Below are 22484 nucleotides of genomic sequence, written 5' to 3'. Positions count from 1 at the left end.
CTGCGGTGCCGCTGCCCGCACCGCGATCGGCGGGCGTTGTCAGTGGGCTGCCCCACAATGAAACCGGCAGCGAAAAGTGCGGCGAAAGACGCAAGGCGGAGGCGGTGACCCATGGCCGTATGGGATGACCTGGTGGGCCAGGAGCGGGTGAGCGAGCAGCTGGCGGCTGCCGCTCGGGACGCCGACGCCCTCGTCACCGCCGTGGCCACGGGCACCGCGCCCCCCGCGGCGTCGAAGATGACGCACGCCTGGCTCTTCACCGGGCCGCCCGGCTCCGGGCGGTCCACCGCCGCCCGTGCCTTCGCCGCCGCGCTCCAGTGCACGAGCCCGGACCGCGCGCTCGGCGGCGTACCAGGCTGCGGATTCTGCGACGGATGTCATACGAGCCTGGTCGGTACGCACGCCGACGTGGAAGTGGTGCGTACGGACCTGCTGTCCATCGGCGTGAAGGAGACCCGCGACCTCGTGCGGCGGGCCCAGCTCTCGCCCGCCGGCGGGCGCTGGCAGGTCATCGTCCTGGAGGACGCCGACCGCCTCACCGAGGGCGCGGGCAACGTCCTCCTGAAGGCCGTCGAGGAGCCCGCGCCCCGCACGGTGTGGCTGCTCTGCGCGCCTTCCCTGGAGGACGTGCTGCCCACGATCCGCTCCCGCTGCCGCCACCTGACGCTGCGCACGCCCTCTGTGGACGCCGTCGCTGACGTGCTCGTACGACGTGACGGCATCGAGCCGGATGTCGCCGCGGCCGCCGCCCGTGCCACGCAGGGTCATATCGGCCGCGCCCGGCGCCTGGCGACCGACCCGCGGGCGCGTGAGCGCCGGGCCGCCGTGCTCAAGATGCCGCTGCGGGTCGAGGAGATCGGCGGCTGCCTCAAGGCCGCGCAGGAGCTGATCGACACGGCGGGCGAGGACGCGAAGCAGGTCGCCGAAGAGGTCGACGTGAAGGAGACGGACGACCTGAAGGCGGCACTCGGCGCGGAGAAGGGCGGCCGGATGCCGCGCGGCACGGCGGGCGTGATGAAGGACCTGGAGGACAGGCAGAAGCGCCGCAGGACCCGCACCCAGCGCGACAGCCTCGACCTCGCCCTGATCGACCTGACCGGTGTCTACAGAGACGTCCTTACGCTGCAGCTCGGCTCCCGCGTGGCCATCGCCAACATGGAGGTGCAGGACATGCTGGAGCGCATGGCGCGCGGCACCTCACCCGAGTCCACGCTCCGCCGCATCGAGGCGATCAGCGCCTGCCGCACCGCCCTGGACCGCAATGTGGCCCCGCTCCTTGCGGTCGAGGCGATGACGATGGCGCTGCGCGCGGGCTGACCGGCCCCCTCCGGAGGGTCTCTCGGAGGGGCGAACGCGACATTCCGGCCCGGAGATTGACCGAGTCACCCATACGAGCACTGAGGGCGACCGGATGATCTCGGACGGTTACTCTCGCCTGATGCGCATCGTCAGAGGACTCCGTACCCCAGCCACCGTGTTCCTGGCCGCCGGCCTGCTGATCTCCGGCTGCTCGGCCGGGAGTTCGACTGCGGACGCGTCCATGGCCGCGCTGCCCCGCGCGACTCCGGAAGGGCTCGCGCCCTTCTACGGGCAGAAGCTGAAGTGGCGCGAGTGCGGCGTCCCGGGCTTCGAGTGCTCCACGATGAAGGCGCCGCTGGACTACGACAAGCCGGGCGGCGAGGAGATCAAGCTGGCCGTCTCCCGCAAGAAGGCCACGGGCCCCGGCAAGCGCCTCGGCTCGCTCCAGGTCAACCCGGGCGGTCCCGGCGGCTCGGCGATCGGCTATCTCCAGTCGTACGCGGCGCTCGGTTACCCCGAAGAGGTCCGCGCCCGCTACGACATGGTCGCGGTCGACCCGCGCGGCGTGGCCCGCAGCGAGCCCGTCAACTGCCTCGACGGCAAGCAGATGGACGCGTACACGCAGACGGACATCACTCCCGACGACACGCGCGAGACAGGCGAACTCACCGCCTCCTTCAAGGAGTTCGCGGAAGGCTGCGAGAAGCGGTCCGCCGAGATGCTCCCGCACGTCTCCACGGTCGAGGCCGCCCGCGACATGGACCTCCTGCGGGAGGTGCTCGGCGACGAGAAGCTGACATACGTGGGCGCTTCGTACGGCACGTTCCTGGGGGCGACGTACGCCGGGCTCTATCCCGACCGCGTCGGCCGCCTGGTCCTGGACGGCGCGATGGACCCGTCGCTGCCGGCCCGGCGGATGAACCGCGACCAGACGGCGGGCTTCGAGACGGCGTTCCAGTCGTTCGCCAAGGACTGCGTGCGGCGGGCGGACTGCCCGCTGGGCACGGAGAACCCGCAGGACGCGGGGAAGCGCCTGAAGTCCTTCTTCGACGACCTGGACGGCGCGCCGATCCCCGCCGGGGACCCCGACGGCCGCAAGCTCGGCGAGGCGCTCGCCACGACGGGTGTGATCGCCGCGATGTACGACGAGGCGGCCTGGCCCCAGCTGCGCACGGCGCTGGACGCGGCGATGAAGGACAAGGACGGCGCGGGCCTCCTCTCGCTCTCGGACAGCTACTACGAGCGCGACGGCGACGGAACGTACGCGAACCTCATGTTCGCCAACGCGGCCGTGAACTGCCTGGATCTGCCGCCCGCCTTCGCCTCCCCCGACGAGGTGAAGAAGGCACTCCCCGACTTCGACAAGGCATCCCCGGTCTTCGGCGAGGGCCTCGCCTGGGCCTCGCTGAACTGCGCGTACTGGCCGGTGAAGGCGACGGGTGAGCCGCGCCGCATCGAGGCGAAGGGCGCCGCCCCGATCGTCGTGGCCGGCACGACCCGCGACCCGGCCACCCCGTACCACTGGGCCGAGTCCCTGGCCGACCAGCTCTCCTCCGGCAGGCTCCTCACCTACGAGGGCGACGGCCACACGGCGTACGGCCGGGGCAGCGACTGCATCGACTCGACGATCAACGCCTACCTCCTGGAGGGCACCGCCCCGAAGGACGGAAAGCGCTGCTCATAGCGGTGCCGGGGGTGTTCGGGGCGCGTCCAAGGGGCGTGTACGGAGCACCCTTGGAAACTGTGTAGACTTGGCCGCGTTGCTGATCGCACCATAGGTGCGGGACGCGCGCCGCCTTAGCTCAGATGGCCAGAGCAACGCACTCGTAATGCGTAGGTCTCGGGTTCGAATCCCGAAGGCGGCTCGGATTAACCCCAGGACTCACTCGCCGTGGCCTGGGGTTTTTTCATGGCCTGTCGCCAGTGTCCTGCGGCCGGTTGCCGCGATGAGTGCGATCAGTGCGAGCGCCGCCAGGAGGATGAGCACCAGCAGCAGCACCGTCAGGACCGTGGGGTGGTTCCACAGGGCGAACACCAGGGCCAGGACCAGCAGGGCACCGATCGTGACCCAGCGCCGGTGCTCCGCCGTCCAGGTGCCCACGCGGCCGGTGCGGATGTTGTGGGTGTCCGCCCAGCGGGCCGCGGAGTCGGCGGTGCGCTCGGACGTGGACCGTACGGCGTTGGCCCCTCGGCCGGGTCCGACGAAATACGCGCCGAGAGCGATGATCACGCCGAGCACGATCACGGTGCGCAACGTGACCCGCAGGAAGTGCAGGAGGTGATCGAAGATCGCTGCCGCGGCCGCCTCCGACTGCACCTGCGGGGGGAGATGGTCCAGGTAGTAGCGGCGGGCGACGACCAGGACGATGGCCACGATCAGACAGGCCACCGCGGCACCCAGGGCGGTCTTTGCCAGTGCGCGTCGGCGGCGGTACGCGAGAAATACGCCTGCCGCTCCGATGACGACCGTCAGCGCGGGCAGCCAGGTGCCGGCCACGTCGAGTGCGTGCCCGGCGCTCTGCACGCTCTTGAGCTTGTCGGACTGGATGAGCACCATCTTCTTGTTGACGTCCGGGATGTGCTCGGCCGGTGTCACACCGGCATCGACGAGGTCCTTCTTGACCTCCTCGACGGCGGCGCCGACATCGAGGGTCACGGTGCCGTCGTCGACGCCGACCGACCCGCGTCCCTTTCCGGTCAGGGCGTGCACCAGAGCCGAATGGGCCTCACGGTTGGCGGTGGTCCACACCTTCTCGAACCTGTCGCTCTCGACGAAGCGCGTTGCCACTTTGTCCGCGGCACCGGTCACGGCCGCGTCCAGCTGAGGAGCCAGCCCCTTCACCGCCTGGGCGGCGCGGGGCGGCAGTCCTTGAGACTCCAGCCAGGCCGCGATGTCGGCGGTGGCCCGTTTGCCGTCGACGCGTACGTCCACCGCCTGGACGATTCGGTTGTGCGCGGCGTCCTCGATCGCGGGGTCGGAGGCGAGCGGTTCGACCGTCTCGACGTACCGGTCCGTGTCGAGGACGATGTCGTGCACCCAGACGGTCAGCACCGATAGGGGGACCAGGATGCAGGCGAGGAAGATCAGCACTGCCGAGACGGTCTTCCGTGCGATTCTGGCCGGACGGGCCGCGTGCGACTTGCCGTCCGACGGTGAAGCCTCCGGGGCGGGGACATCCGATGGTTCCGGCGGGCTGGTCATCCGTCCTCCAGGATTGAAGTGCCCCTGTCTGCGTGGCTGCCGCTCTACCCATTGGTCCTGGTTGCCGGGGATACGGCATGGCGGGGTACGCCATTCGGAGTGCGTGGCGCCGCATCCGCACCCCGAGCACACGGGACCCGGTCGTCGTGTCGGTGCCGGATATGGACGTATCCAAGTCCGACCATGGGGTGAAATTCTTGGATTTCTCCTGCACGACGACAGGCCGGGGAGGGCTCAGTGAGCGGCAGCGCGTGGACCGGGGCCGCCATAGCCGCCGTCACGGCGGGGTATGCGCTGTTCTCCCGGCGGCTGGCCACGACTGCCGTGTCGGCACCGATGGTGTTCACCGGCTTCGGGGTGGCCATCGGCCCGGTCGGCCTCGGCCTTCTCGAGCTGGAGCATGAGGCGGGGCCGGTGCTCACCCTGGTCGAAGCGGCCCTGACGATCGTCCTGGTGACCGACGCGATGTCCGTGCGCCGACGTGATCTGCGCGTCGGCGGATTCCTCCCCCGGCGGCTGCTGGGGATCGGACTGCCGCTGACCATCGGGGCCGGCTGGCTCCTTGCCTGGCCCCTGCTGCCGGGACTGACCGCATGGGAGCTGGCGCTGGTCGGGGCGATCCTGGCCCCGACCGACGCCGCTCTGGGCAAGACCACGGTCTCCAGTCCGCGTGTCCCCTCGCTCGTGCGCGGCGGCCTCAATGTCGAGAGTGGCCTCAACGACGGGATGGTGCTGCCCTTCTTCGTGCTCTTCCTCGCGGCGCTGCCCGACACAGCGGCCTCGGAGGAGGGAATCGCCGGGGCCTTCTGGCGCGCGCTCGTGCTCAGCACCGTGCTCGGCCTGGCCGTCGGAAGGATCGGCGGGTGGCTGTTGCGCTGGTCGCGCGGCCGGGGCTTGGCCACTCGTGGCTGGCAGCAGGTGTTCGTCCTTGCCGTGGCGGCGGGCTCGTACACGCTGGCGGTCGTCGTCGACGGCAGCGGGTTCATCGCGGCCTGGGTGGCCGGCTTCGCCTTCGGTGTCTCCCTGCGGCAGGGCGAGGCAGCGGACGCGCCGCCCGTCGACGAGGACACGGCCGGCCTTGCGGAGCATCTGGCGGAGCTGCTCGCGTCCTTGAGTTTCCTGGTCTTCGGCGCCGTCCTGCTCGGTCCGGCGCTGGAGCACCTCGACTGGCGGATCATCACGTACGCCGTGCTGAGCCTCACCGTGGTGCGGATGCTGCCCGTCGCGCTTTCGCTGGCCGGGAGCGGTCTGGCCCTTCCCACCGTCGCCTACATCGGGTGGTTCGGGCCGCGCGGGCTCGCCTCCATCGTTTTCGGGCTGCTCGTCGTGGAAGAGCACGTCCCGGGGGTCCGGATCATCGGCGAGGTGGTCGCGGTCACCGTCGCGCTGAGCATCGTGCTGCACGGGGTGTCCGCCGTCGTTCTCACGGAGCGGTACGGCGATTGGCACAAGAAGGCCGCTGCCCGGCGCCCGCAGCTGCGCGAGGGGATGCCCGACGAGAAAGACGCCGGGTCCGCGTCCACCACGCGGTAGGGCATCGACGAGCTACGGAGGAATCATGAGCGGCGGTAGTTCGGCGCCACGGTGGGCGGCTCGGCTGGCTGTCGCCGCGGCGGTGGCTGCCGTGGTTCTTCCCCTGGTGGTCGCGGGCCTCAGGAGTCTGGGTCTTGCCGCCGTCGCGCTGATCGGACTCGCCGTCAGCGCGGCCGGGCTGTGGTGGGCCTTCAGTCGCAAGGGCCTGATCAGGGCACTCGCGCTCGCCCTCGCCGTGGCCGTACAGGTGGCCGTGATCGCGCTGTTCGTCGCGGTCGACGTGTTCTGGGTGCTGTCCGCCGTGCTCGCGTTGTGGGCCGTGGCGTGCTTCGCCGGCTGGGCCGCGCTCGGCGAGGACGGCGGGCGAACGGCTCAGGCCGAATACCGCACCCCTCCGCCCGAGCGCCCGTTCCTCATCATGAATCCGCGTTCCGGTGGCGGGAAGGTGGGAAGGTTCGGGCTGCAGGAGAAGGCCGAAGCCCTGGGCGCCCGGGTCGTGTTGCTGGACCCCGCGCACCCTCAGGACGTGGCGGCGCTCGCGCGCGACGCCGTGACGAACGGCGCGGATCTCCTCGGCGTCGCCGGCGGAGACGGCACGCAGGCCCTCGTCGCCGGTGTGGCGGCCGAGCACGGCATCCCCTTCATGGTGATGCCGGCCGGAACCCGGAATCACTTCGCCCTCGACCTGGGACTGGACCGTGAGGACCCGTCCAGGTGCCTGGAGGCGCTCACCGACGGGGTCGAACTCCGCATCGACCTCGGTCGCATCGGTGAGCGCACCTTCGTCAACAACGTGTCGTTCGGCGCCTACGCGGAGGTGGTGCGGAGTCCCGCGTACCGCGACGACAAGATCCACACCATCCTCCGGATGCTGCCGGACGCCCTGACCCATCACCTCGGCTCCCGCCTCACCGTTCAGGGCGCCTCCCTGAGGATCACCTCCCCCCAGGCCGTACTCGTGAGCAACAACCCGTACCGCCCTGGTGACCGGGCCGGCCTGGGCCGCCGGGACCGGCTCGACGCCGGTGTCCTCGGGGTGCTGGCCATCAAGGTCGACAACGCGGTGCAGGCGGCCGAACTGCTCCGCGGCAGACGCTCGTCCGGGCTCACCGTCGTGACCGCACGAGAAGTCGTCATCGATGCCGACGTGCCGGAAGTACAGGTCGGCGTCGACGGCGAGGCGCTGTCCTTCCCGACGCCCGTACCCGTCGTGAGCCGTCCCCGGGCGCTGCGCGTGCGCGTCCCCCGCCACCGCCCCGGCGTTTCCCGGCCGCGGTCGCGCCTGGACTGGCGGCGACTGCGCGATCTGGCGCTGGCGCGCGGATGAGTCAGCGGCGGCGCCGGTACCACAGCAGCGCGGCCACCGCGGAGACGGCGAGGAACGCGAGCAGCACCGTGCTCCAGTGCTCGTCGGCGACGCGGATGTCGGCGGCCAGTACGACCACCACGATCACGACCGGCGCCGTGCAGGCCAGCAGGACCCGCACGGTCGCCAGCAGGAATCCCGGGCGCACGGTGGCACGCTGCGTCGCCGGGCCGCCGGGCGGCAGTACGTCCGTGCCCCCGTGCAGCACATCCGTGCCCCCGTGCAGTGCGAAGTAGCGTGCGGCGACCGCGGCGAGCTGGTTGGTCGCGCGCCGGTACATCTCCGCGCACACCGGAACCCAGACGAACGGCACCACGGTGCCGATGAGGACCAGCGCGCCCGTGCCCGCCCACACCGCGGCCCTGCGCAGCTTCCCGCGCGGCCGGTCCTGGGGCGTGACCAGTCCGATGAGGTACGCCAGTCTCCTGACGGTGCTCCACCAACTGGCCCTGGCCCCACCGCTCACGACGGCGGATCGTGCCTCCCGCAGTGCCGCCTCCGCCTCGGCGACGGTCGGATGGACGCCCTGGATGACGAGCAGGTGGGCCACGATCGTGTCGTCCCTGGGGTCGAGACCGGACAGGGCCGAGAGTTCGAGCACCATACGGAACTGGGCGAGCAGCGCACCGCAGAACGCGATCGGCAGCAGCGCCATGAACGGCCCGCCCAGGAAGGAGCCTTCCGCGACGGATGAGCGAACTCCCCGGTGGACCACCTGGATGCGCAGTTCATCGGTGTCCGCGGCCCGCGCCGGCTGCTCGGACCGTCGCCGGGCGACCCATTCCGCGGCCGATGGGCCGAGGGACTCGACCGCGAACACGGCCATCCGCTCCGGCATGTGCCGGGGATCCGCGCGGACCGTACGCAACAGCTTCCTGGCGGCGCCAGGAGTGCGACGCCCCGCTGACTCGCCGTCCTTCACTCGCGGTCCTTCACCCGCCGCAGGCTAGCCAACCGATCGCGCCCTTCCGCCTTGTCGATCTCCTGCGGCAGCTCATTCACCCGTATGAAGCGCACAGGAAGCGCGCACGAAGCGCACCTGAAGCGAGCCCCTGAAGGCGGTGGCGGCCTTTCTGTGCGACGAATGGACCGTGAACCGCAAGCAGCTCCGGGACTGGGCCAGGGCGGCCCAGGAGTTCCCCCGGCGGACACCGCTGGTCGGGCGGATGCTCGCACGGCTGATCAGCGTGCGCTGGATGGATGCCAGCGCGCGCCTCGCGGCCCAGCTCTTCCTGGCCGCGCTGCCGCTGCTCATCGTCGTGGCCGCGTTCGCGCCCAGTGGTGTCAAGGACCTGCTGGCCGACTCCGTTCAGGCTCTGCTGGGCGGGGACGCACCGGTCGACACGATCGAGCAGTCGTTCACCGCCCAAGGCGTCACGAAGGACACCTACGGAGGCGTCGGCCTCGTCGTCGCGCTCATCTCGGCGACCGCCCTGAGCCGGGCCCTGCAGCAGGTGTGCGAGCGCTGCTGGGATCTGCCCAAAGGGGGCGCGCGGGTGACCGCCTGGCGCTGGCTGGTGTGGCTGGCGGGATGGCTGACCGCGGTGCTGTTCCAGGCCCCGTTGCGCCACGGGTTCGGGGCCGGCACCTGGCTCGGAGTGCTGCTCTCGCTGGTGACGGCCGTACTGCTGTGGTGGTGGACGCAGCATCTGCTGCTCGGCGCGCGCATCAGGTGGGCGCCGCTGCTGCCGGGAGCCGTGCTGACGGGCGTCGGCATGGTGACGTTCGCGTATCTGTCGGGGTTGTTCATGCCCGCGGCCATGAAACGGAGCCTCGCGCAGTTCGGATCGCTCGGCTACGTCTTCACGCTGCTCTCGTGGCTGATCGCGGCGTGCTGCGTGATCGTCGCCGGAATCGGCCTCGGCCAGGTCACGGCTCTTTCAGGACCGTTCCCGCGCTGGCTGGGCTCTCCTGCGGCCGACGCGCGCGACCGGCCGCCCGCCGGCGGCAGGCCCTCACAGGGCGGCGACAGCGTGTGACGATCGGAGTCGTCCGACGCCTGGCGGGTGAGGTGGTCTCGATGGCGGTGGTGGTACCGGCGGGCGATGCCCGGGTCGACGCGGTCCGTGCCGCGCTGGAACCGTTCGCGTGGCAGTCGTTCACCGCGGAGCTGGTCTCCGCCGTGCGGTGGCCGCCACGGACGGCGGGCAGATGGTGCCCCGTCCCCGCGGTCCGATGACACGGCCGAGCCCGCAGGAGGAGTGCGCCGAGGCGCTGGTGGAGATCCTCGGCGGCTACCGCTGGCGGTCGCTCACCATCGACGGGCTGAGCAGGCTCCTCGCGGGTGCGGCTCAGGCGTGGCGACACGAGCGGGACTGGTTCGACATCCGGCTCGGCCTGCTGTTGGACGGCGTCGGCTGACCATCGGCAGGCCTGGCCTTCGGGCCCTTACTTTGCCGGCCTCGACGTACCACTGGGGGGCGGCGTTCAGCGGGCGTACGAGCCGATGCCGACCAGGCAGTACACGTACTCGTTGATCGTCGTTCCGTTGAGGGTGTAGCGGGAGGAGAAGGCGTACTGCGTCTGGGAGTTGTCGCTGCAGGTGCTCAGGTCCGACGTCATGGGGATGCTCTCGATCACCCGGTAATGGGCGTCGGACGCGGAGCAGGACACCTCGTCGATGTCGCTGACCTCCTGCGCGGTCTCGGAGTCCGGCAGCGTGCCGTTGAGGCAGGTGCCCGAGTCGTATGGGGTGGGGGCATCGCTCGTGGGAGTGGCTGCCGGGTCGGTCGCGCTGTCGTATGGACCGTCGGTCTCGTACGGATCGTCGGTCTCGTACGGATCGTTGGAGTACGTCGGTGTGCTGGTCGACGGGTCGTAGGTCCCGTAGCTGGTCGTCGGGTCGGGGGCGACGGTGCTGTCATCGTCGTCGCCCTGGTTCAGGAGCAGGATGACGAGGAGCACGGCGCCGGCGACGCCGAGCACGGCCAGGCAGCTTCGGGCGCTGGAGCCGGGGGCGGCGCCCGGCCGGGGCGTGGGCGGTGTGGGTTCGGGCATGGGAGCAGTGTGGATCAGTGGGTGGGTTTCCTGGAACAGTTTTCTAGAAAATGGTTCTAGAAATTGTGTGCCTTACGCTGGGTGTCACCATGAGCCCCAAGCAACAACGCGGCGAGGAAACCGCCGACCGCCTCCTGGGCGCCGCGCTTCAGGTGTACGCCGACTCCGGCGAGCAGGGCGTCACCGTCAGCGCCCTCACCAAAGCCAGCGGGGTCAGTCTCGGCAGCCTCTACCACCACTTCGGCAGCGTCGACGGCCTCATGAACGCCCTGCTGCAGCGCTGGCTCGGGCGGCTGCTCGGCGAGCTCGCCGCGGCCGTGGAGCGCTCCCGGACCGCCCGGACCGGCATCCGCGCCCTCGTGCGGGTCTACCTGACGTTCATCCAGGAGCACCCGGACGCGTCCCGGCTCCTGCACTCCTCCTACGCCGACCGGCTCGGGATGGCGCAGGCCAGGCAGCTCCGCGATGCCCAGGAGGCCAGGCTCTCGCCGATGGCCGCGTGGATGCGGCAGCACATCGAGTCGGGCGAGGTCGCCCCGCTGGCCGTGCCCTTGATCGAGGCGCTGGTCCTGGGGCCGGTCGTCGCGACCGCGCGCCGGTGGCTGTCCGGTATCGACGATGTCGACCTCGACGAGGCCGCGCGCGTCCTGCCGGAGAGGATTCTGCGGTCGCTCAGCCCCTGAGCGCCCCCTGAGCCTCGCTCACCCCCTGAGCGTCATCGTCATTGGCTCCATCGACGGGCCGTGATGTTCCAGACCCGGCAGCAGCCAGCTCTGGAACGGGGCCAGTGCGGCCAGGACCAGGAACAGCACGCCGATCGCGGCGCTGAACACCGGGCCGAGGCGCCACAGTTTCTCGACGAAGATGACGACCGCGACTCCGGCCATCGCCGCGATGTTCATCGCGCCAAGGGGGATGAGGACGATCATGAGTCCCCAGCAGCAGCCGACGCAGTAGAGCCCGTGATGGGCGCCGACGCGCAGGTCACGGGCGCGTGGCCGGTATCCGGCGTAGCGCACGAGTTGGCCGATGGGGCTTCGGCAGTGGCGCAGGCACATGTTCTTCAGCGGACTGAATTGGTGGAGTCCGGCGAGCAGGAAGGCGCCGGCGCCGATCCAGCGCCCGGCTTCGGGGTGGCCGTCGACCAGGTCGCCGGTCACGGTGAGAATCCCGTACACACAGAGACCGAACGCCGTCCAGGCGATCAGGTACCCGGCCACGAACTGGGCGATCCGTGCCGTGCGGGCGGCTCCGGAGGACTGACGGCCGATGGCCCGGACCCAGGTGATGGCCACCGGTGCCACGGACGGGAACATCATCGCGACCATCATGGTCACCCACAGCAGCAGGAACAGGGGCAGGCCGAGGCCCATGGTCCCCGGCTCCATATCCATGTCCATGTCACCGGCCTGGGCGGCCGTGAGCAGCCACGCGAGCAGTGCGAGCACCACCATGACGGACCAGGCGATGGTCATCTCCCGGGCCGGGAGGAGATTGCCCGGCCTCAGGGGCGCGGAGAGCGCTGCCCGGTCATGGAACACAGTTCCAGGTCAGCACAGAAAGCGGCGGGTCGCGCGACAACGGGAGGACAATGGAGGTGCGGGCCTCGAGGAGGCGGCGGATATGGCTGAGGCAGCAGAGGCAGCAGAGGCAGCAGAGGCAGCAGAGGCAGCAGGTCAGGCGGCCGCTCCGACTGTTCCGAAGTGGCATGCGTCCGGGGACTGGTTCGACACCTGCAAGTGCAATGTGCCGTGCCCGTGTTCGTTCGCCGAGCCGCCCACGTACGGAGACTGCGAGGGAGTCCTGGCCTGGCATGTACGCGAGGGGCACTACGGAGATGTTCCGCTGGACGGCCTCAACGTGCTGATGGTCGGCTCGTTCGTCGGCAATGTGTGGGCCGAACACTCCGACGCGTACGCGGGCGTCTTCTTCGACGAGAGGGCCGACGACGCGCAGCGCGAGGCATTGCAGATGATCTTCAGTGGTCAGGCGGGCAGCTGGCCCGCCGAAATGATCAGCATGTTCGGTGCCGAGATGCGCGGCATGGACTTCGCCCCCATCGACATTCAGGTCGACGACGACCTGGGCGGATGGCGGGCCACCGTTCCGGGCCGGGTCGAGGCCGGTGCGACGGCGCTCACCGGACCGACGACGCCCGAGGGCGCGCGCGTGCAGTCGACCAACCTGCCGGGATCGGAGACCGGTCCGGGCCAGGTGGCGACCTGGGGCCGCTCGACGGCCGACCGTGCCGACGCCTTCGGCTTCAGCTGGAGCCGCCAGGGGCAGTCCAGCAAGCACATCACCTTCGACTGGGCGGGGCCGAACTGAGACGCGTTCAGTGGCGCAGTGCCTGGCCGATCTCCACCTTCGGGGTGCCGGACAGGCTTCGGTTGCTGCGGGCCGTGCCGGACTTGGAAGAGCCCGGGTCCACGCCGTTGATGTTCAGGACGACCGCGTCGAGGAGATTGCCGTCGCTGTCACGGAAGTTGACGGAGATCGTGTAGTCCGCCTTCTTGTCCGAGCTGTTGGTGGCGGTGATCTCGGCGGTGATCCGGTCGCCGTCGGGCTTGGCGTCCGCTGCCTTCACGTCGCCCTTGGCGTTCACGCCGTCCTTGACCTTCGCCAGCTCGGAGGCAGCCGCTTCCGTGGCGGACGCGACCACGTCGCCCGCCTTGGCCGTGGCCGATGCGACGGTGTCCTTGGCCTTGTCGACGTCTTCGTCCGTGCAGGCGGTGACCGTGAGGGCGAGCAGGGCGGTGCAGGCCGCGGCGGCGACACGGGTCGCGGTGGCGGTACGGGTGGGCTCCATGCCGACCACCTTCGGGGCGATGGGCGGCGGGCGCGAGGCGGGGCAGTCCGTATGGGTGGGGGAGATGGGAGGAGGAGGGGGCAGGGTCAGGTGTTGATGCGGGTCAGCCATGTGCGCACCGCCGCGTTGAACACCTCCGGCTGCTCCAGGTTCGGCAGGTGGGCCGCCGACTCCACCACGCACAGCTCCGCGCCGGGGATCGCGTCGCGCATGGCCTCGGCGTCGGACACCGGTGTGTACGTGTCGTCACGGCCGACGACGATCAGGGCGGGGACCGTGACGCCGGTCAACAGGGCCCGGTAGTCCGGGCGTTCGGCCCTGCCCCGCAGGGCCGCCGCCGCGCCCTCCGGTGGCGCGGCCAGCATCATGCGGTGCACGTGGGCCGCGGCTCGCGGGTTGTACGGGGCGGCCATCTTGTCCAGCACTTCATCGGCGTACGGCTTCATGCCCTCGGCAAGGAGCCGGTCGGCCATGGCGTTGCGCCAGGCCTTGCCCCCGTCCGTCTCGGCGGCCGGGAAGGTGTCGGCCAGGAGCAGGCCGCTGATCCGCTCGGGGAACAGCCGGAGGCACTCCATCGCGATCTGGCCGCCCATGGAGAGGCCGCCGAGCGCGCAGCGGGTCACGCCGAGGTGGTCGAGCAGGGCGAGGATGTCGGCGGCGAAGGTGGCGAAGGGGGTGGTGCCGGGGACCACGTCCGTCTCGCCGTAGCCGCGGAGGTCTGGGGTGATGACGCGGTGGGTCGCGGAGAAGGCGGTGCGCTGGGGGGTCCACATCGTGCGGTCGAAAGGGTGGCCGTGGATGAGGAGCAGGGGTGGGGGCGGCCCTTCGGCGGCTGGGTTTTCACCGCCGGGGCCTTCGTCGTCGTAGCCGATGGTGATGCCGTTGAGGTGCGCGGTTGCCATGGGGGGAGGCTAGGCGGGGGCAACTCGGCGGTGCAATAGGGTCTTTGCTCTCGGTGCAATGTGTGCGGGGTGCGCGATTGCCGGGGGTTCACGTGGGGGTTCTCTGTGTTGGCGGCTGCTGGATTTCTTGGGGGTTCTTGCTGTGGCGCGCAGTGACTATCGGCTCGTTGCCGATGAAGTGGCCGGGGAGATCGAGCGCGGCTTGTTGCGGCCCGGGGATCAGTTGCCCACGCAGCGGGCCTTCGCTCGGCAGCGGCGGATCGCCAACTCCACCGCCATCCGCGTGTACGGCGAGCTCGTGCGGCGGGGGCTCGCGGTGGGCGAGGTCGGGCGTGGCACCTTCGTGAGGGCCGCGCCCCCGCACCCCGGCGGGTCCGCCTCGCTCGCCGAGCGGCCGCGAGGGGCGGACGCGCCACCGGTGAACCTGGAGCTCAACTACCCCGTCACGCAAGGGCAGTCCGAGCTGATGGCCCGCGGCATCGCCCCGCTGCTGCGGCCGGACGTCCTCCTTGAGGCAAGCCGCCCGGCCGCCGCCGACGGCACTCCGCAGGCGCGGGCGGCCGCCGCCGATGTGCTGGCACGGGCGGGCTGGCGGCCCGACCCTGCCCATGTCCTCTTCGCCGGCAACGGGCGGCAGGCCATCGCCGCCGCGATCTCGTCCCTCGTACGCCCTGGAGGCCGTCTCGGTGTCGAGGAGCTGACGTATCCGCTGGTCAAGGCCATTGCCGAGCGGCTCGGGGTGAGTCTGGTGCCGGTCGCCGTGGACGAGGAGGGGATACGGCCGGACGCGCTGGCCGCCGTCCACCGCAGTGCTTCGCCGCTCAGTGCGGTGTACGTACAGCCGACGCTGCACAATCCGCTGTCCCTGACCGCCGGTCCGGAGCGGCGGGCCGAACTGGCGGGTGTGTTGCGGGAGTTGGATCTGTACGCCGTCGAGGACACCACATGGGCCTTCCTCGCCGAGGACGCGCCCGCGCCGCTCGCCGCGTACGCCCCGGACCGCACCGTTCTCGTCGACAGCCTCTCCAAGCGGCTCGCCCCCGGACTCACCGTGGGCATGCTGACCGCGCCGCCCGCCCATCTGGACGTTCTCGCGCGGACCCTGCGCTCCGGGGCCTGGACGGCGGGCGGCGTGAACCTGGAGGCCGCGGTGCGGTGGTGCGGCGACGGGACGGTGGACTCGGTGGTCGCCGCCAAGCGCGTCGACGCGGCGGTGCGGCATCGGGTTGTAGAGGAGCGGCTCGGGGTGGGTGCGGGGGCGGGTGTGCGCCCCGGTGCGGGCACGGGGGCCGTCGCGGTCGCGGGGTCCAGGGCTCGCTCGGGGCGGGTCCGTGTCGACCCCCGTTCCTATTTCTGCTGGTGGGAGCTGCCGTCCCACTGGCGGGCCGAGGCCTTCGTCGCCGCCGCGGCCGAGCGGGGTGTCGCCGTGACACCCGGCTCTGCCTTCGCGATCGGGGAGCGGTCCGCGCCCGGCGCGGTCAGGATCGGGCTCGCGTCGCCGCCGGTGGACGTGCTCGGGGACGCGTTGGGAGTACTGGCCGAACTTGCTCGCAGGGCGGGGCCGGGTGCGGGCGTCGATGCGAGGATGCGCTGATGTGTGATGAAGAGACAGCGGGGACGGCGGGGACGGCGGGGACAGCGGGGACGACGGAGACGGTGGGCCCGGAGGGTGCGGCGGAGTTCGTACGGTTCCAGTCGCCGGTACGGCACGAACGCGGGCACTTTCCCGGAGTGTTCGTGCTGGTCAACGGCCTTGCCCGGGAGGGGAAGCTGACGCCGGAGCAGGAGCGCTTCCGGCGGGCCAACAACGACTGGTACGACGCCGCCTACCCGACCCCCTCGAAGGTCGATCCGACGGTGTACGACCCCGAGCTCACCCCGGGAGCCGTGGCCTGGTTCAAGTCGACCGCCACGCACCTCATCGAGCGGGTGCCGGGCTATCTGGAGATCCTCGACGCGCACGGCGTCGAGTGCCGGATGCTGCGGTCGTCGGATCCGGGGAGGGTCGTGTACGAGGACGAATTCCAGGTCGTGGTCGTTCCGTACGGCGGGTAGCCGGGCCCGGCGTCCGCGCTCCGCATCCGACGCCCCGCCCTCACCCCGCACAACGGATAGATGTACCGTGCAGCGGACACCGCCCCGTACCGCCGGTTACGTGTTGGGCCGGTCGCCAGCGCAGGCAGGCGAAGCCCCGGGCAGCCGTCGGCGCGTGAGCGAATGGTGATCAACCGGTGAGTAAATGGTGCCGGTATCCGAGGCGGGATCGGCCCCGCGCGGGCGTCGGACGGCCGTGGCCCGTGCTCGACGGTGGCGTGCTCATCGGCATCACAAGACGCAGCGTGTAAGCAAGGGGGCCTCAAGTGGCCTGCAAAATAAGGGAGTTGACAGCCCCCGAAAGAAAATGATCGGACCCGACCGCGGCGGCGTCACTCCCCCGAGCTGCGCGATCCGCGCGAGCACCGCCGTGGTCGGTTCCGATGCATGGATTCCATCAGGGCCCGCCAACCGATCGCTAACATGAGGCCAACGGTTGGCGGGAGATGGCGTGGGCATGCGGAGTGAGTTGCGGTTCGGGCTCCTTGGCGCACCCGCCGTGTACGACGCGGACGGTGAGCCGCAGCCCGTCCAGAGCGCCAAGGGGCGCGCACTCCTTGCCGCACTCCTCCTCGAACCGGGCAGGGTCGTCTCCGTGGACGCCCTCAAGGACGCACTGTGGGGCGGCCACCCGCCCGCTTCCGCGCACGCATCGCTGCAGAACCACGTCACGCGCCTGCGCCGGCTGCTCGACGACCCGGACCGGCTGCGGGCGGTGCCCCCGGGCTACCGGCTGCGCGTGGGCGAGGGCGAGCTCGACGTACGCGTATTCGAGCAGCTGGTCTCGCGGGCCCGGGCGGCGCACGCGGAGCACGACTGGGAGGCCTGCGCGGACGCCGCGGCCGACGCGCTCGCCCTGTGGCGCGGCACCCCGCTGGACGGCTTGCCCCCGGACGCCGCGGGCCACGCGCTCGTGCCACGGCTCGAAGAGGCGCGGCTCCTCGCCCTCGAACTGCGCTACGACGCGGAGATCGGCCTCGGCAGCGGTGGCGGGCTCGTGCCTGAGCTTGCCGAGCTGGTCGCCGAGTACCCCTTGCGGGAGGCCTTCCACCGGCAGCTGATGCTCGTCCTGCACCGCGCCGGGCGGCAGGCGGAGGCGCTCGCCGTGCACCGGGAGCTGCGGCGCAGGCTGGTCGAGGAGCTCGGCGTGGAGCCGGGCGCCGCGGTGCGCGAGGCACACCGGGTGGTCCTTCAGGAGCCGGGTGGGTCCGCTGTGCCGGGGGTCGCCGACTCCGAACCTGCCGTGATCGACGATCCGGTCGCCGCCGCCGCTTCCGCCGCGGCGCCCGCCCCCGCTCAACTCCCGCCTTCCCCGCCGCACTTCACGGGCCGTACCGATGTGACGTACGCCCTCTCACGACTGCTCGCGGGAGGCGGCGACGAAGAGGGCACGTCCCCCGTCGCCGTCGTCTCCGGCATGGCCGGTGTCGGCAAGAGCGCGCTCGCCCTGCATGTGGCGCACGGGCTGCGCGAGCGGTTCCCGGACGGGCAGCTCTACGTCAACCTGCACGGTGCGACGCCCGGCATGACGCCCCTCACCCCGGACCAGGCGCTCGCCGCGCTCCTGCGCGACCTGGGTGTGGAGCCGCAGCGCAGTCCCCAACACCCGGACGCGGCATCGGCGTTGCTCCGCTCGCTGCTCGCGCCCACCCGCACCCTGATGGTCCTTGACGACGCGGCCACCGCCGCTCAAGTGCGTCCGCTCCTTCCCGCCGGGTCCGGCTGCGCGGTCATCGTCACCAGCCGCTCACCGCTCGCCGCGCTCGACGGCGCGGGCCGCTTCCCGCTGGAGCCGCTCTCCGGCCGGGACAGCGCCGCGCTGCTGCGTGCCGTCTCCGGGCGCGCGGGCCTTGAGGCCGGGCACCCCCTGGTTGAACTCGCCGGGCGCCTCCCGCTGGCCCTGCGCATCGTCGCGGCCCGGCTCGCCGCCCGCCGCGCGCTCACCCCGGACGCGCTCGCCGAACTCCTCACCGCGAGCGACGGACGCCTGCACCACCTCGAACACGACGACCTGAGCGTGCGTCGCTCGCTCGCCGTCGCCTTGGACGCGCTGTGCGGTTCGGAGCGCGAGGCCGATCAGGACGCCGCCGTGGCCCTCGCCCGGATCGGCGCGCTCGACCTGCCGACGTACGGAGTGCCGCTCCTCGCCCGGCTGTTGGGGGTGGCGGAACGGCGCGCCGAGGCCGCTCTCGACCGGCTCGTCGACGTCGCGCTGCTCGACGAGACGGCGTACGGCCGGTACGCCCCGCACGACCTCGTACGCGACTTCGCGAGGGAAGCGGCGCGCCAGAGCGGGTGCGGGGTCACCGGCGCGGAGGTGGCGGAGTCGGCGCTGCACTGGTACGCGGAGTCGGCGCTGCAGAGCCTCCTTGCGATCATGCCGGAGGGCCTGGACCGCGACGACCGGATGCGGGGCGTGGCGGAGCGGCTGTCCGCGCCAGGGGACCGCTCCGAGGGCCGGGCGGCGGCCGGTGCCGTGCCGGCGATGTCCACCGACCAGGCCTACGCCTGGGGCGACACGGAGCTCGCGAACGTCATAGCGGTCGCCGACCGCTACGGCCGCTCGTCCGCCCTCCTCCCCGTCCTGGTCCGCTGCAGCTTCTCGTACCTCAAACGCCGTGGCAGGCTCGCCGAGGCCGACCTCCTGACCCGGCTCGCCGTGACCGCGGCCCGGCGCAGCGGCGACCGCGACGGCGAGGCGCAGGCCCTCACCGACCTCGCGGGCCTCAGCTACGTGTCGGGGCGCAGCGGCGCGGCGCTTGATCTGATCGACGAGGCGCTGGTCCTGTGGCGGGAGCTCGACCACGTCTCGTGCGTCCACCGGGCCGTCATCAACCGCGGCCTGCTGCTCGAAGCGCTCGGCCGCTACGAGGAGGCGGCGGACGCGCTGCGGCAGAGCATGGAGCTCGCCAAGAGCCTGGACGACCCCCTGAGCGAGGCGTTCGCCCTCAGCAACCTCGGCAACATCTACGAGCACACCGACGCGCGCGCGGCGATCGACTGTCACCGGCGCAGCCTGGAGATCGGCGAGGCCCAGGGCCACGACGGTGTCCGGCAGGAGGCGCACTGCGACATCGGCTACTCCTATCTGGCCCTGGGCGAACCGGCCGCCGCGCTCAAGCACTTCGAGGAGAGCCTGCGCATCCACGACGAGGCCGAGGACTGGCACAACGAGTCCCGGGTGCGCCTCGGAACGGTGCGGGCCCTGCGCGAGCTGTCCCGCACGTGCGACGCGGTGCGTGAGTGCGACGACCTCCTGGACCGCGCGGAAGCACGGGCCGACGACCATCGGGCGGGCCTCGCCCGCCATCAGCGCGGACTTCTCCTGTACGCCGATGGGCACGTCGAAGAGGCGTACGCGCAATGGGAGGCGGCGCTCGCGGCGCTCGACGGCACGGACAGCAGCGAGGTGGTGGGCGAGTTGAAGGGCCTGCTGGCGGGCTCGGTGCCTCAACAAGCCTGATGCGTACGGGACTTGGCCTTACCTGTGCGGGACTTACTTCGCATCGGCGTAGCACTCCACCACGGCCGTGGTGAACGGAAACCGCACCGGTGTCTCGCCGAAAGCGATGCGGCCCGCGAGCTCCCCGGCCTCTCGGATCGCCGTCACGACCGCGGCGGCCTCCTGCTCGGGGCAGTGCACGATCACCTCGTCGTGCTGGAAGAAGACCAGCTCGGCGCGGAGCCCGGACGCGGTGATGGCCTGGCGCAGCGCGGCCAGCATCAGGAGCGCCCAGTCGGCCGCGCTGCCCTGGACGACGAAGTTGCGGGTGAAGCGGCCGCGGGCGCGGGAGTTCGTCGAGGCGTAGCCTGGGGTGAACTCGCCTTCCTGGGCGGGCTGTTCGGAGTCGTCGCCCTGCGGGATGCCCGCCTCGTCGAAGTCGCCCGCGCCGGCCGCAGGGGGGCTGGTGCGGCCCAGCCAGGTCCGTACGAGCCTGCCCTCCTCGCCCGCCTTCGCCGCATCGTCGACGTACGCGACGGCGGCGGGGAATCTGCGCCGCAGCGCCGCCAGGTTCTTCAGGCCGTCGCCGGAGGTCTGGCCGTAGACGGCGCCGAGGAGGGCGATCTTGGCGTGGTCGCGGTCGCCGGCGAACGCGCGGTCGGAGAGGCGCGTGTAGAGATCCTCGTCGCTCCCCGCGACCTCCATCAGGCCCCGGTCGCGCGAGATCGCGGCGAGGACCCGCGGCTCCATCTGGTCGGCGTCGGCGACGACGAGCCGCCAGCCGGGGTCGGCGACGACCGCGCGCCGGATGACCTTGGGGATCTGCAGGGCGCCGCCGCCGTTCGTGGTCCAGCGGCCGGTGACGGTGCCGCCCGGTGTGTACTCGGGGCGGAAGCGGCCGTCGCGCACCCAGTCCTGCAGCCAGCTCCAGCCGTGCGCGACCCAGATGCGGTACAGCTTCTTGTACTGGATGAGCGGCTTCACGGCGGGGTGGTCGATCTCCTCGAGCTCCCAGCGCCGGGTGGACTTGACCTTGATGCCGGCCTGGGCGAAGGCCTTGATGACGTCGGCGGGCAGATCGGGGCGTACGCGGCGGCCGAAGGCGGCGGAGACCTCGTCGGCGAGTTCGGCAAGGCGGCGCGGCTCGGTGGCTCCCGCGTTCCGCCCGCCGCCCGCGTACCGCTCGCCGAGGAGTTCGGTGAGCAGGGCGTGGTGGACGTCGGCGCGCCAGGGGAGGCCCGCGACGTTCATCTCGGCGGCCACGAGCATGCCCGCCGACTCGGCCGCGGTGAGCAGCCGCATCCGGCCGGGGTGCTCGGTGGCCCCGTGTCTTCGCTGCTGTTCCGCGTACACCTCGAGGAGGGCCTCGAAGGGGAGGGCGGTCACCGGGGAGTGGTCGAAGAGGGAGTCCTGGGCGCCGGGCTCGGCGGCTCTGGGGGGCGGGTCGGCGGGCACGGGGGCGTTGCGCAGCCGGGCCCAGGCGGCGGCTGCCGAGCGGGGCTCGCCGAGGCGGCCCTCGTGACCGAGCAGGAGCTGCTCGGCGTCCTCGATGTCGTAGCAACGGTCGGCCCGGGCGCCGGCGGCCAGCAGGCGTGGGTAGATCTCGGCGGTGGAGCGCCAGACCCAGCGGGTCACGTGGGGGCGGTCGCGGACGGCCCCGGCGAGGTCGGGCTCCTCCTGGACGGGGCCCGCGGGCAGGCCGTCGTCCCCGAGCGGGGCGAGGGTGGCGCCGCCGGTCTCGGTGGCTGCGATGGCCCACCTTTCGATCACACCGCCGAGTGTGCCAGCCGCCACTGACACTGGCCGGGGGCCTTGGCGGTCACCCCGCGGCGGGTGCGTGGCCGAACGGGCCTTTCCCGCCCGATTGCCCCGCGGCTGCGGGTTGCCGCACGGGCCTTTCCCGCCCATCCGCCCGATTGCCCCGCGTCACGGCCGGGCGTCCCCGACATGCGGGGGGCGCCGGGCGCTGCGAGGCTCGGAGCCATGAGAGTGGCCCTTGCGCAGACCGACTGTGTCCTCGGCGAGGTGGACGAGAACCTCGCGGTGGCGCGGGACCAGATCGGCCAGGCGGCGGCGCAGGGCGCGGATCTTGTCGTCTTCCCGGAGCTGAGCCTGCACGGCTACCACTTGGGCGGACTGCACCGCGACACGTCCCTGGACGCGAAGGACCCCCGCCTCCTCGAACTGTCGACGCTCGGCCCCGACGTCATGGTCGGCATCCACGAGCACACCAGCCTGCGGGCGTACAACACGTCCGCGTACTACGCGAGCGGCCAACTCCTCCACACCCACCGGAAGTTGTACCTCCCCAACTACCTGGCGTGGGAGGAGCGCAAGCATGTGAGCCCCGGCCAGCACCTGCGCGCGTACGACCTGCCCGGCGGCCACGGCCGCGCCGCGACGCTGGTCTGCAACGACGCGTGGCAGCCGGTGCTGCCGTGGCTCGCGGTGCAGGACGGGGCGGAGGTGATCATCGTCCCCACGAACAGCGCGGCCAGCCTCGACCCCGAGGCGATGGACACGGGCCTGTACTGGGACACGCTCCTCTCCTATACGGCCCGCATGCTGCAGTGCTGGGTGGTCTTCGTGAACCGGGTGGGGAACGAGAACGGGGCGTCGTTCTGGGGTGGTTCGCGGGTGGTGGACCCGCGGGGCTCGGTGGTCGCGCAGGCGCCGAAGTGGGAGCCGGCGCTGGTGACGGTCGACATCGACGTCCATGAGTCCCGCCGTCACCGGAGGGCGGTGCCGCTGGTGGCCGAGGCGCGCCTCGGCCTGATCGACCGGGAGGTACGCCGCCTGATCGACGAGGGCGGCGACAGCTGATCCCTGGCGTGGGCGCC

General features: G+C 71.7%; 20 protein-coding genes and 1 tRNA gene. 14 read left to right on the top strand and 7 right to left on the bottom strand.

What is annotated here, in order from left to right; translation table 11 throughout:
• Positions 1 to 111: 111 nt before the first annotated feature.
• The 3 genes from OG453_RS02030 (at position 112) to OG453_RS02020 (ending at position 3164) form a co-directional block, all read left to right on the top strand.
• Entirely contained in the window at positions 112 to 1317 is a 1206-nt protein-coding gene (locus tag OG453_RS02030) for a DNA polymerase III subunit delta' (protein WP_266863880.1), read from the top strand.
• Positions 1318 to 1438: 121 nt separating this feature from the next.
• Positions 1439 to 2983 carry an alpha/beta hydrolase gene (locus OG453_RS02025; protein ID WP_266863878.1) on the top strand — a complete coding sequence of 515 codons (1545 nt, stop codon included), beginning with the start codon at positions 1439 to 1441 and terminating at the stop codon, positions 2981 to 2983.
• Between the two features lie 107 nt (positions 2984 to 3090).
• Positions 3091 to 3164, top strand: a tRNA-Thr gene (locus tag OG453_RS02020).
• A gap of 17 nt (positions 3165 to 3181) precedes the next feature.
• Here the strand turns inward: OG453_RS02020 and OG453_RS02015 are convergent.
• Positions 3182 to 4501 (bottom strand): hypothetical protein, encoded by a 1320-nt coding sequence (locus OG453_RS02015; RefSeq protein WP_266863876.1) that lies wholly within the window; start codon positions 4499 to 4501, stop codon positions 3182 to 3184.
• Positions 4502 to 4738: 237 nt separating this feature from the next.
• On the opposite strand from OG453_RS02015, the gene OG453_RS02010 reads away from it, so the two are divergent.
• The gene (locus OG453_RS02010) at positions 4739 to 6034 is read left to right on the top strand and encodes a sodium:proton antiporter (RefSeq protein WP_266863874.1); all 1296 of its coding nucleotides are present in this window, start codon (positions 4739 to 4741) and stop codon (positions 6032 to 6034) included.
• A gap of 25 nt (positions 6035 to 6059) precedes the next feature.
• Positions 6060 to 7361: a diacylglycerol kinase family protein gene (locus OG453_RS02005; protein WP_266863872.1), complete on the top strand. Its 1302-nt coding sequence runs from the start codon at positions 6060 to 6062 to the stop codon at positions 7359 to 7361.
• Position 7362: 1 nt separating this feature from the next.
• On the opposite strand, the gene OG453_RS02000 is transcribed toward OG453_RS02005, so the two are convergent.
• The gene (locus OG453_RS02000) at positions 7363 to 8322 is read right to left on the bottom strand and encodes a hypothetical protein (RefSeq protein WP_266863870.1); all 960 of its coding nucleotides are present in this window, start codon (positions 8320 to 8322) and stop codon (positions 7363 to 7365) included.
• A gap of 169 nt (positions 8323 to 8491) precedes the next feature.
• On the opposite strand from OG453_RS02000, the gene OG453_RS01995 reads away from it, so the two are divergent.
• Genes OG453_RS01995 through OG453_RS01985 form a run of 3 tightly spaced genes read left to right on the top strand, consistent with a single transcriptional unit; the run spans position 8492 to position 9761 of the window.
• Entirely contained in the window at positions 8492 to 9379 is an 888-nt protein-coding gene (locus OG453_RS01995; RefSeq protein WP_266863868.1) for a YhjD/YihY/BrkB family envelope integrity protein, read from the top strand.
• A gap of 41 nt (positions 9380 to 9420) precedes the next feature.
• On the top strand, positions 9421 to 9579 hold the full coding sequence (locus OG453_RS01990; RefSeq protein ID WP_266863866.1) for a hypothetical protein: 159 nt from the start codon (positions 9421 to 9423) through the stop codon (positions 9577 to 9579).
• Positions 9576 to 9761 carry a hypothetical protein gene (locus tag OG453_RS01985; protein WP_266863864.1) on the top strand — a complete coding sequence of 62 codons (186 nt, stop codon included), beginning with the start codon at positions 9576 to 9578 and terminating at the stop codon, positions 9759 to 9761. Before OG453_RS01990 ends, OG453_RS01985 begins: the two co-directional genes overlap by 4 nt.
• 66 nt (positions 9762 to 9827) lie before the next feature.
• Here OG453_RS01985 and OG453_RS01980 read toward each other — a convergent pair whose 3' ends face one another.
• Positions 9828 to 10397 carry a hypothetical protein gene (locus OG453_RS01980; protein ID WP_266863862.1) on the bottom strand — a complete coding sequence of 190 codons (570 nt, stop codon included), beginning with the start codon at positions 10395 to 10397 and terminating at the stop codon, positions 9828 to 9830.
• A gap of 89 nt (positions 10398 to 10486) precedes the next feature.
• Here OG453_RS01980 and OG453_RS01975 point away from each other — a divergent pair, with 89 nt between their 5' ends.
• Positions 10487 to 11080, top strand: coding sequence for a TetR/AcrR family transcriptional regulator (locus OG453_RS01975; protein ID WP_266863860.1), 594 nt, complete (start codon positions 10487 to 10489; stop codon positions 11078 to 11080).
• A gap of 18 nt (positions 11081 to 11098) precedes the next feature.
• On the opposite strand, the gene OG453_RS01970 is transcribed toward OG453_RS01975, so the two are convergent.
• Positions 11099 to 11872, bottom strand: a complete 774-nt coding sequence (locus OG453_RS01970) for a DUF2182 domain-containing protein (protein ID WP_266863858.1) — start codon at positions 11870 to 11872, stop codon at positions 11099 to 11101.
• Between the two features lie 148 nt (positions 11873 to 12020).
• On the opposite strand from OG453_RS01970, the gene OG453_RS01965 reads away from it, so the two are divergent.
• Positions 12021 to 12725 (top strand): DUF1326 domain-containing protein, encoded by a 705-nt coding sequence (locus OG453_RS01965; protein ID WP_266863856.1) that lies wholly within the window; start codon positions 12021 to 12023, stop codon positions 12723 to 12725.
• A gap of 7 nt (positions 12726 to 12732) precedes the next feature.
• On the opposite strand, the gene OG453_RS01960 is transcribed toward OG453_RS01965, so the two are convergent.
• Together OG453_RS01960 and OG453_RS01955 are read right to left on the bottom strand one after the other, a co-directional pair.
• On the bottom strand, positions 12733 to 13206 hold the full coding sequence (locus tag OG453_RS01960; RefSeq protein WP_266863854.1) for an FxLYD domain-containing protein: 474 nt from the start codon (positions 13204 to 13206) through the stop codon (positions 12733 to 12735).
• Between the two features lie 86 nt (positions 13207 to 13292).
• A complete protein-coding gene (locus OG453_RS01955; RefSeq protein WP_266863852.1) occupies positions 13293 to 14108 on the bottom strand; it encodes an alpha/beta fold hydrolase in 816 nt (271 codons plus the stop codon).
• Between the two features lie 142 nt (positions 14109 to 14250).
• On the opposite strand from OG453_RS01955, the gene OG453_RS01950 reads away from it, so the two are divergent.
• From OG453_RS01950 to OG453_RS01940, 3 genes are all read left to right on the top strand, one after another.
• Positions 14251 to 15702, top strand: a complete 1452-nt coding sequence (locus OG453_RS01950) for a PLP-dependent aminotransferase family protein (RefSeq protein WP_266863850.1) — start codon at positions 14251 to 14253, stop codon at positions 15700 to 15702.
• Entirely contained in the window at positions 15702 to 16163 is a 462-nt protein-coding gene (locus tag OG453_RS01945) for a hypothetical protein (protein ID WP_266863848.1), read from the top strand. The genes OG453_RS01950 and OG453_RS01945 overlap by 1 nt, the downstream gene beginning before the upstream one ends.
• Before the next feature lie 496 nt (positions 16164 to 16659).
• Positions 16660 to 19665: a BTAD domain-containing putative transcriptional regulator gene (locus OG453_RS01940; RefSeq protein ID WP_266869676.1), complete on the top strand. Its 3006-nt coding sequence runs from the start codon at positions 16660 to 16662 to the stop codon at positions 19663 to 19665.
• Positions 19666 to 19698: 33 nt separating this feature from the next.
• Here the strand turns inward: OG453_RS01940 and OG453_RS01935 are convergent, their stop codons facing one another.
• Positions 19699 to 21414, bottom strand: a complete 1716-nt coding sequence (locus OG453_RS01935) for a bifunctional 3'-5' exonuclease/DNA polymerase (protein ID WP_266863846.1) — start codon at positions 21412 to 21414, stop codon at positions 19699 to 19701.
• A 213-nt stretch (positions 21415 to 21627) separates the two neighbouring features.
• Between OG453_RS01935 and OG453_RS01930 the strand changes: the two genes are divergently transcribed.
• Entirely contained in the window at positions 21628 to 22467 is an 840-nt protein-coding gene (locus OG453_RS01930) for a nitrilase-related carbon-nitrogen hydrolase (RefSeq protein ID WP_266863844.1), read from the top strand.
• Positions 22468 to 22484 lie beyond the last annotated feature (17 nt).

The sequence above is a fragment of the Streptomyces sp. NBC_01381 genome, assembly GCF_026340305.1.
In the GTDB taxonomy this organism is placed as follows: domain Bacteria; phylum Actinomycetota; class Actinomycetes; order Streptomycetales; family Streptomycetaceae; genus Streptomyces.
Note: the sequence above shows the minus strand (reverse complement) of the source record. Positions and strands in the feature narration are given on the sequence as shown.

Coding starts and splice junctions, on each gene's coding strand:
- OG453_RS01985 (WP_266863864.1), top strand. CDS start 9,576: ATGACACGGCCGAGCCCGCAGGAGGAGTGCGCCGAGGCGCTGGTGGAG.
- OG453_RS01930 (WP_266863844.1), top strand. CDS start 21,628: ATGAGAGTGGCCCTTGCGCAGACCGACTGTGTCCTCGGCGAGGTGGAC.
- OG453_RS02005 (WP_266863872.1), top strand. CDS start 6,060: ATGAGCGGCGGTAGTTCGGCGCCACGGTGGGCGGCTCGGCTGGCTGTC.
- OG453_RS01980 (WP_266863862.1), bottom strand. CDS start 10,397: ATGCCCGAACCCACACCGCCCACGCCCCGGCCGGGCGCCGCCCCCGGC.
- OG453_RS01990 (WP_266863866.1), top strand. CDS start 9,421: ATGGCGGTGGTGGTACCGGCGGGCGATGCCCGGGTCGACGCGGTCCGT.
- OG453_RS01955 (WP_266863852.1), bottom strand. CDS start 14,108: ATGGCAACCGCGCACCTCAACGGCATCACCATCGGCTACGACGACGAA.
- OG453_RS01965 (WP_266863856.1), top strand. CDS start 12,021: ATGGCTGAGGCAGCAGAGGCAGCAGAGGCAGCAGAGGCAGCAGAGGCA.
- OG453_RS01970 (WP_266863858.1), bottom strand. CDS start 11,872: ATGACCATCGCCTGGTCCGTCATGGTGGTGCTCGCACTGCTCGCGTGG.
- OG453_RS01940 (WP_266869676.1), top strand. CDS start 16,660: ATGCGGAGTGAGTTGCGGTTCGGGCTCCTTGGCGCACCCGCCGTGTAC.
- OG453_RS01960 (WP_266863854.1), bottom strand. CDS start 13,206: ATGGAGCCCACCCGTACCGCCACCGCGACCCGTGTCGCCGCCGCGGCC.
- OG453_RS01945 (WP_266863848.1), top strand. CDS start 15,702: ATGTGTGATGAAGAGACAGCGGGGACGGCGGGGACGGCGGGGACAGCG.
- OG453_RS02025 (WP_266863878.1), top strand. CDS start 1,439: ATGCGCATCGTCAGAGGACTCCGTACCCCAGCCACCGTGTTCCTGGCC.
- OG453_RS01975 (WP_266863860.1), top strand. CDS start 10,487: ATGAGCCCCAAGCAACAACGCGGCGAGGAAACCGCCGACCGCCTCCTG.
- OG453_RS02015 (WP_266863876.1), bottom strand. CDS start 4,501: ATGACCAGCCCGCCGGAACCATCGGATGTCCCCGCCCCGGAGGCTTCA.
- OG453_RS02030 (WP_266863880.1), top strand. CDS start 112: ATGGCCGTATGGGATGACCTGGTGGGCCAGGAGCGGGTGAGCGAGCAG.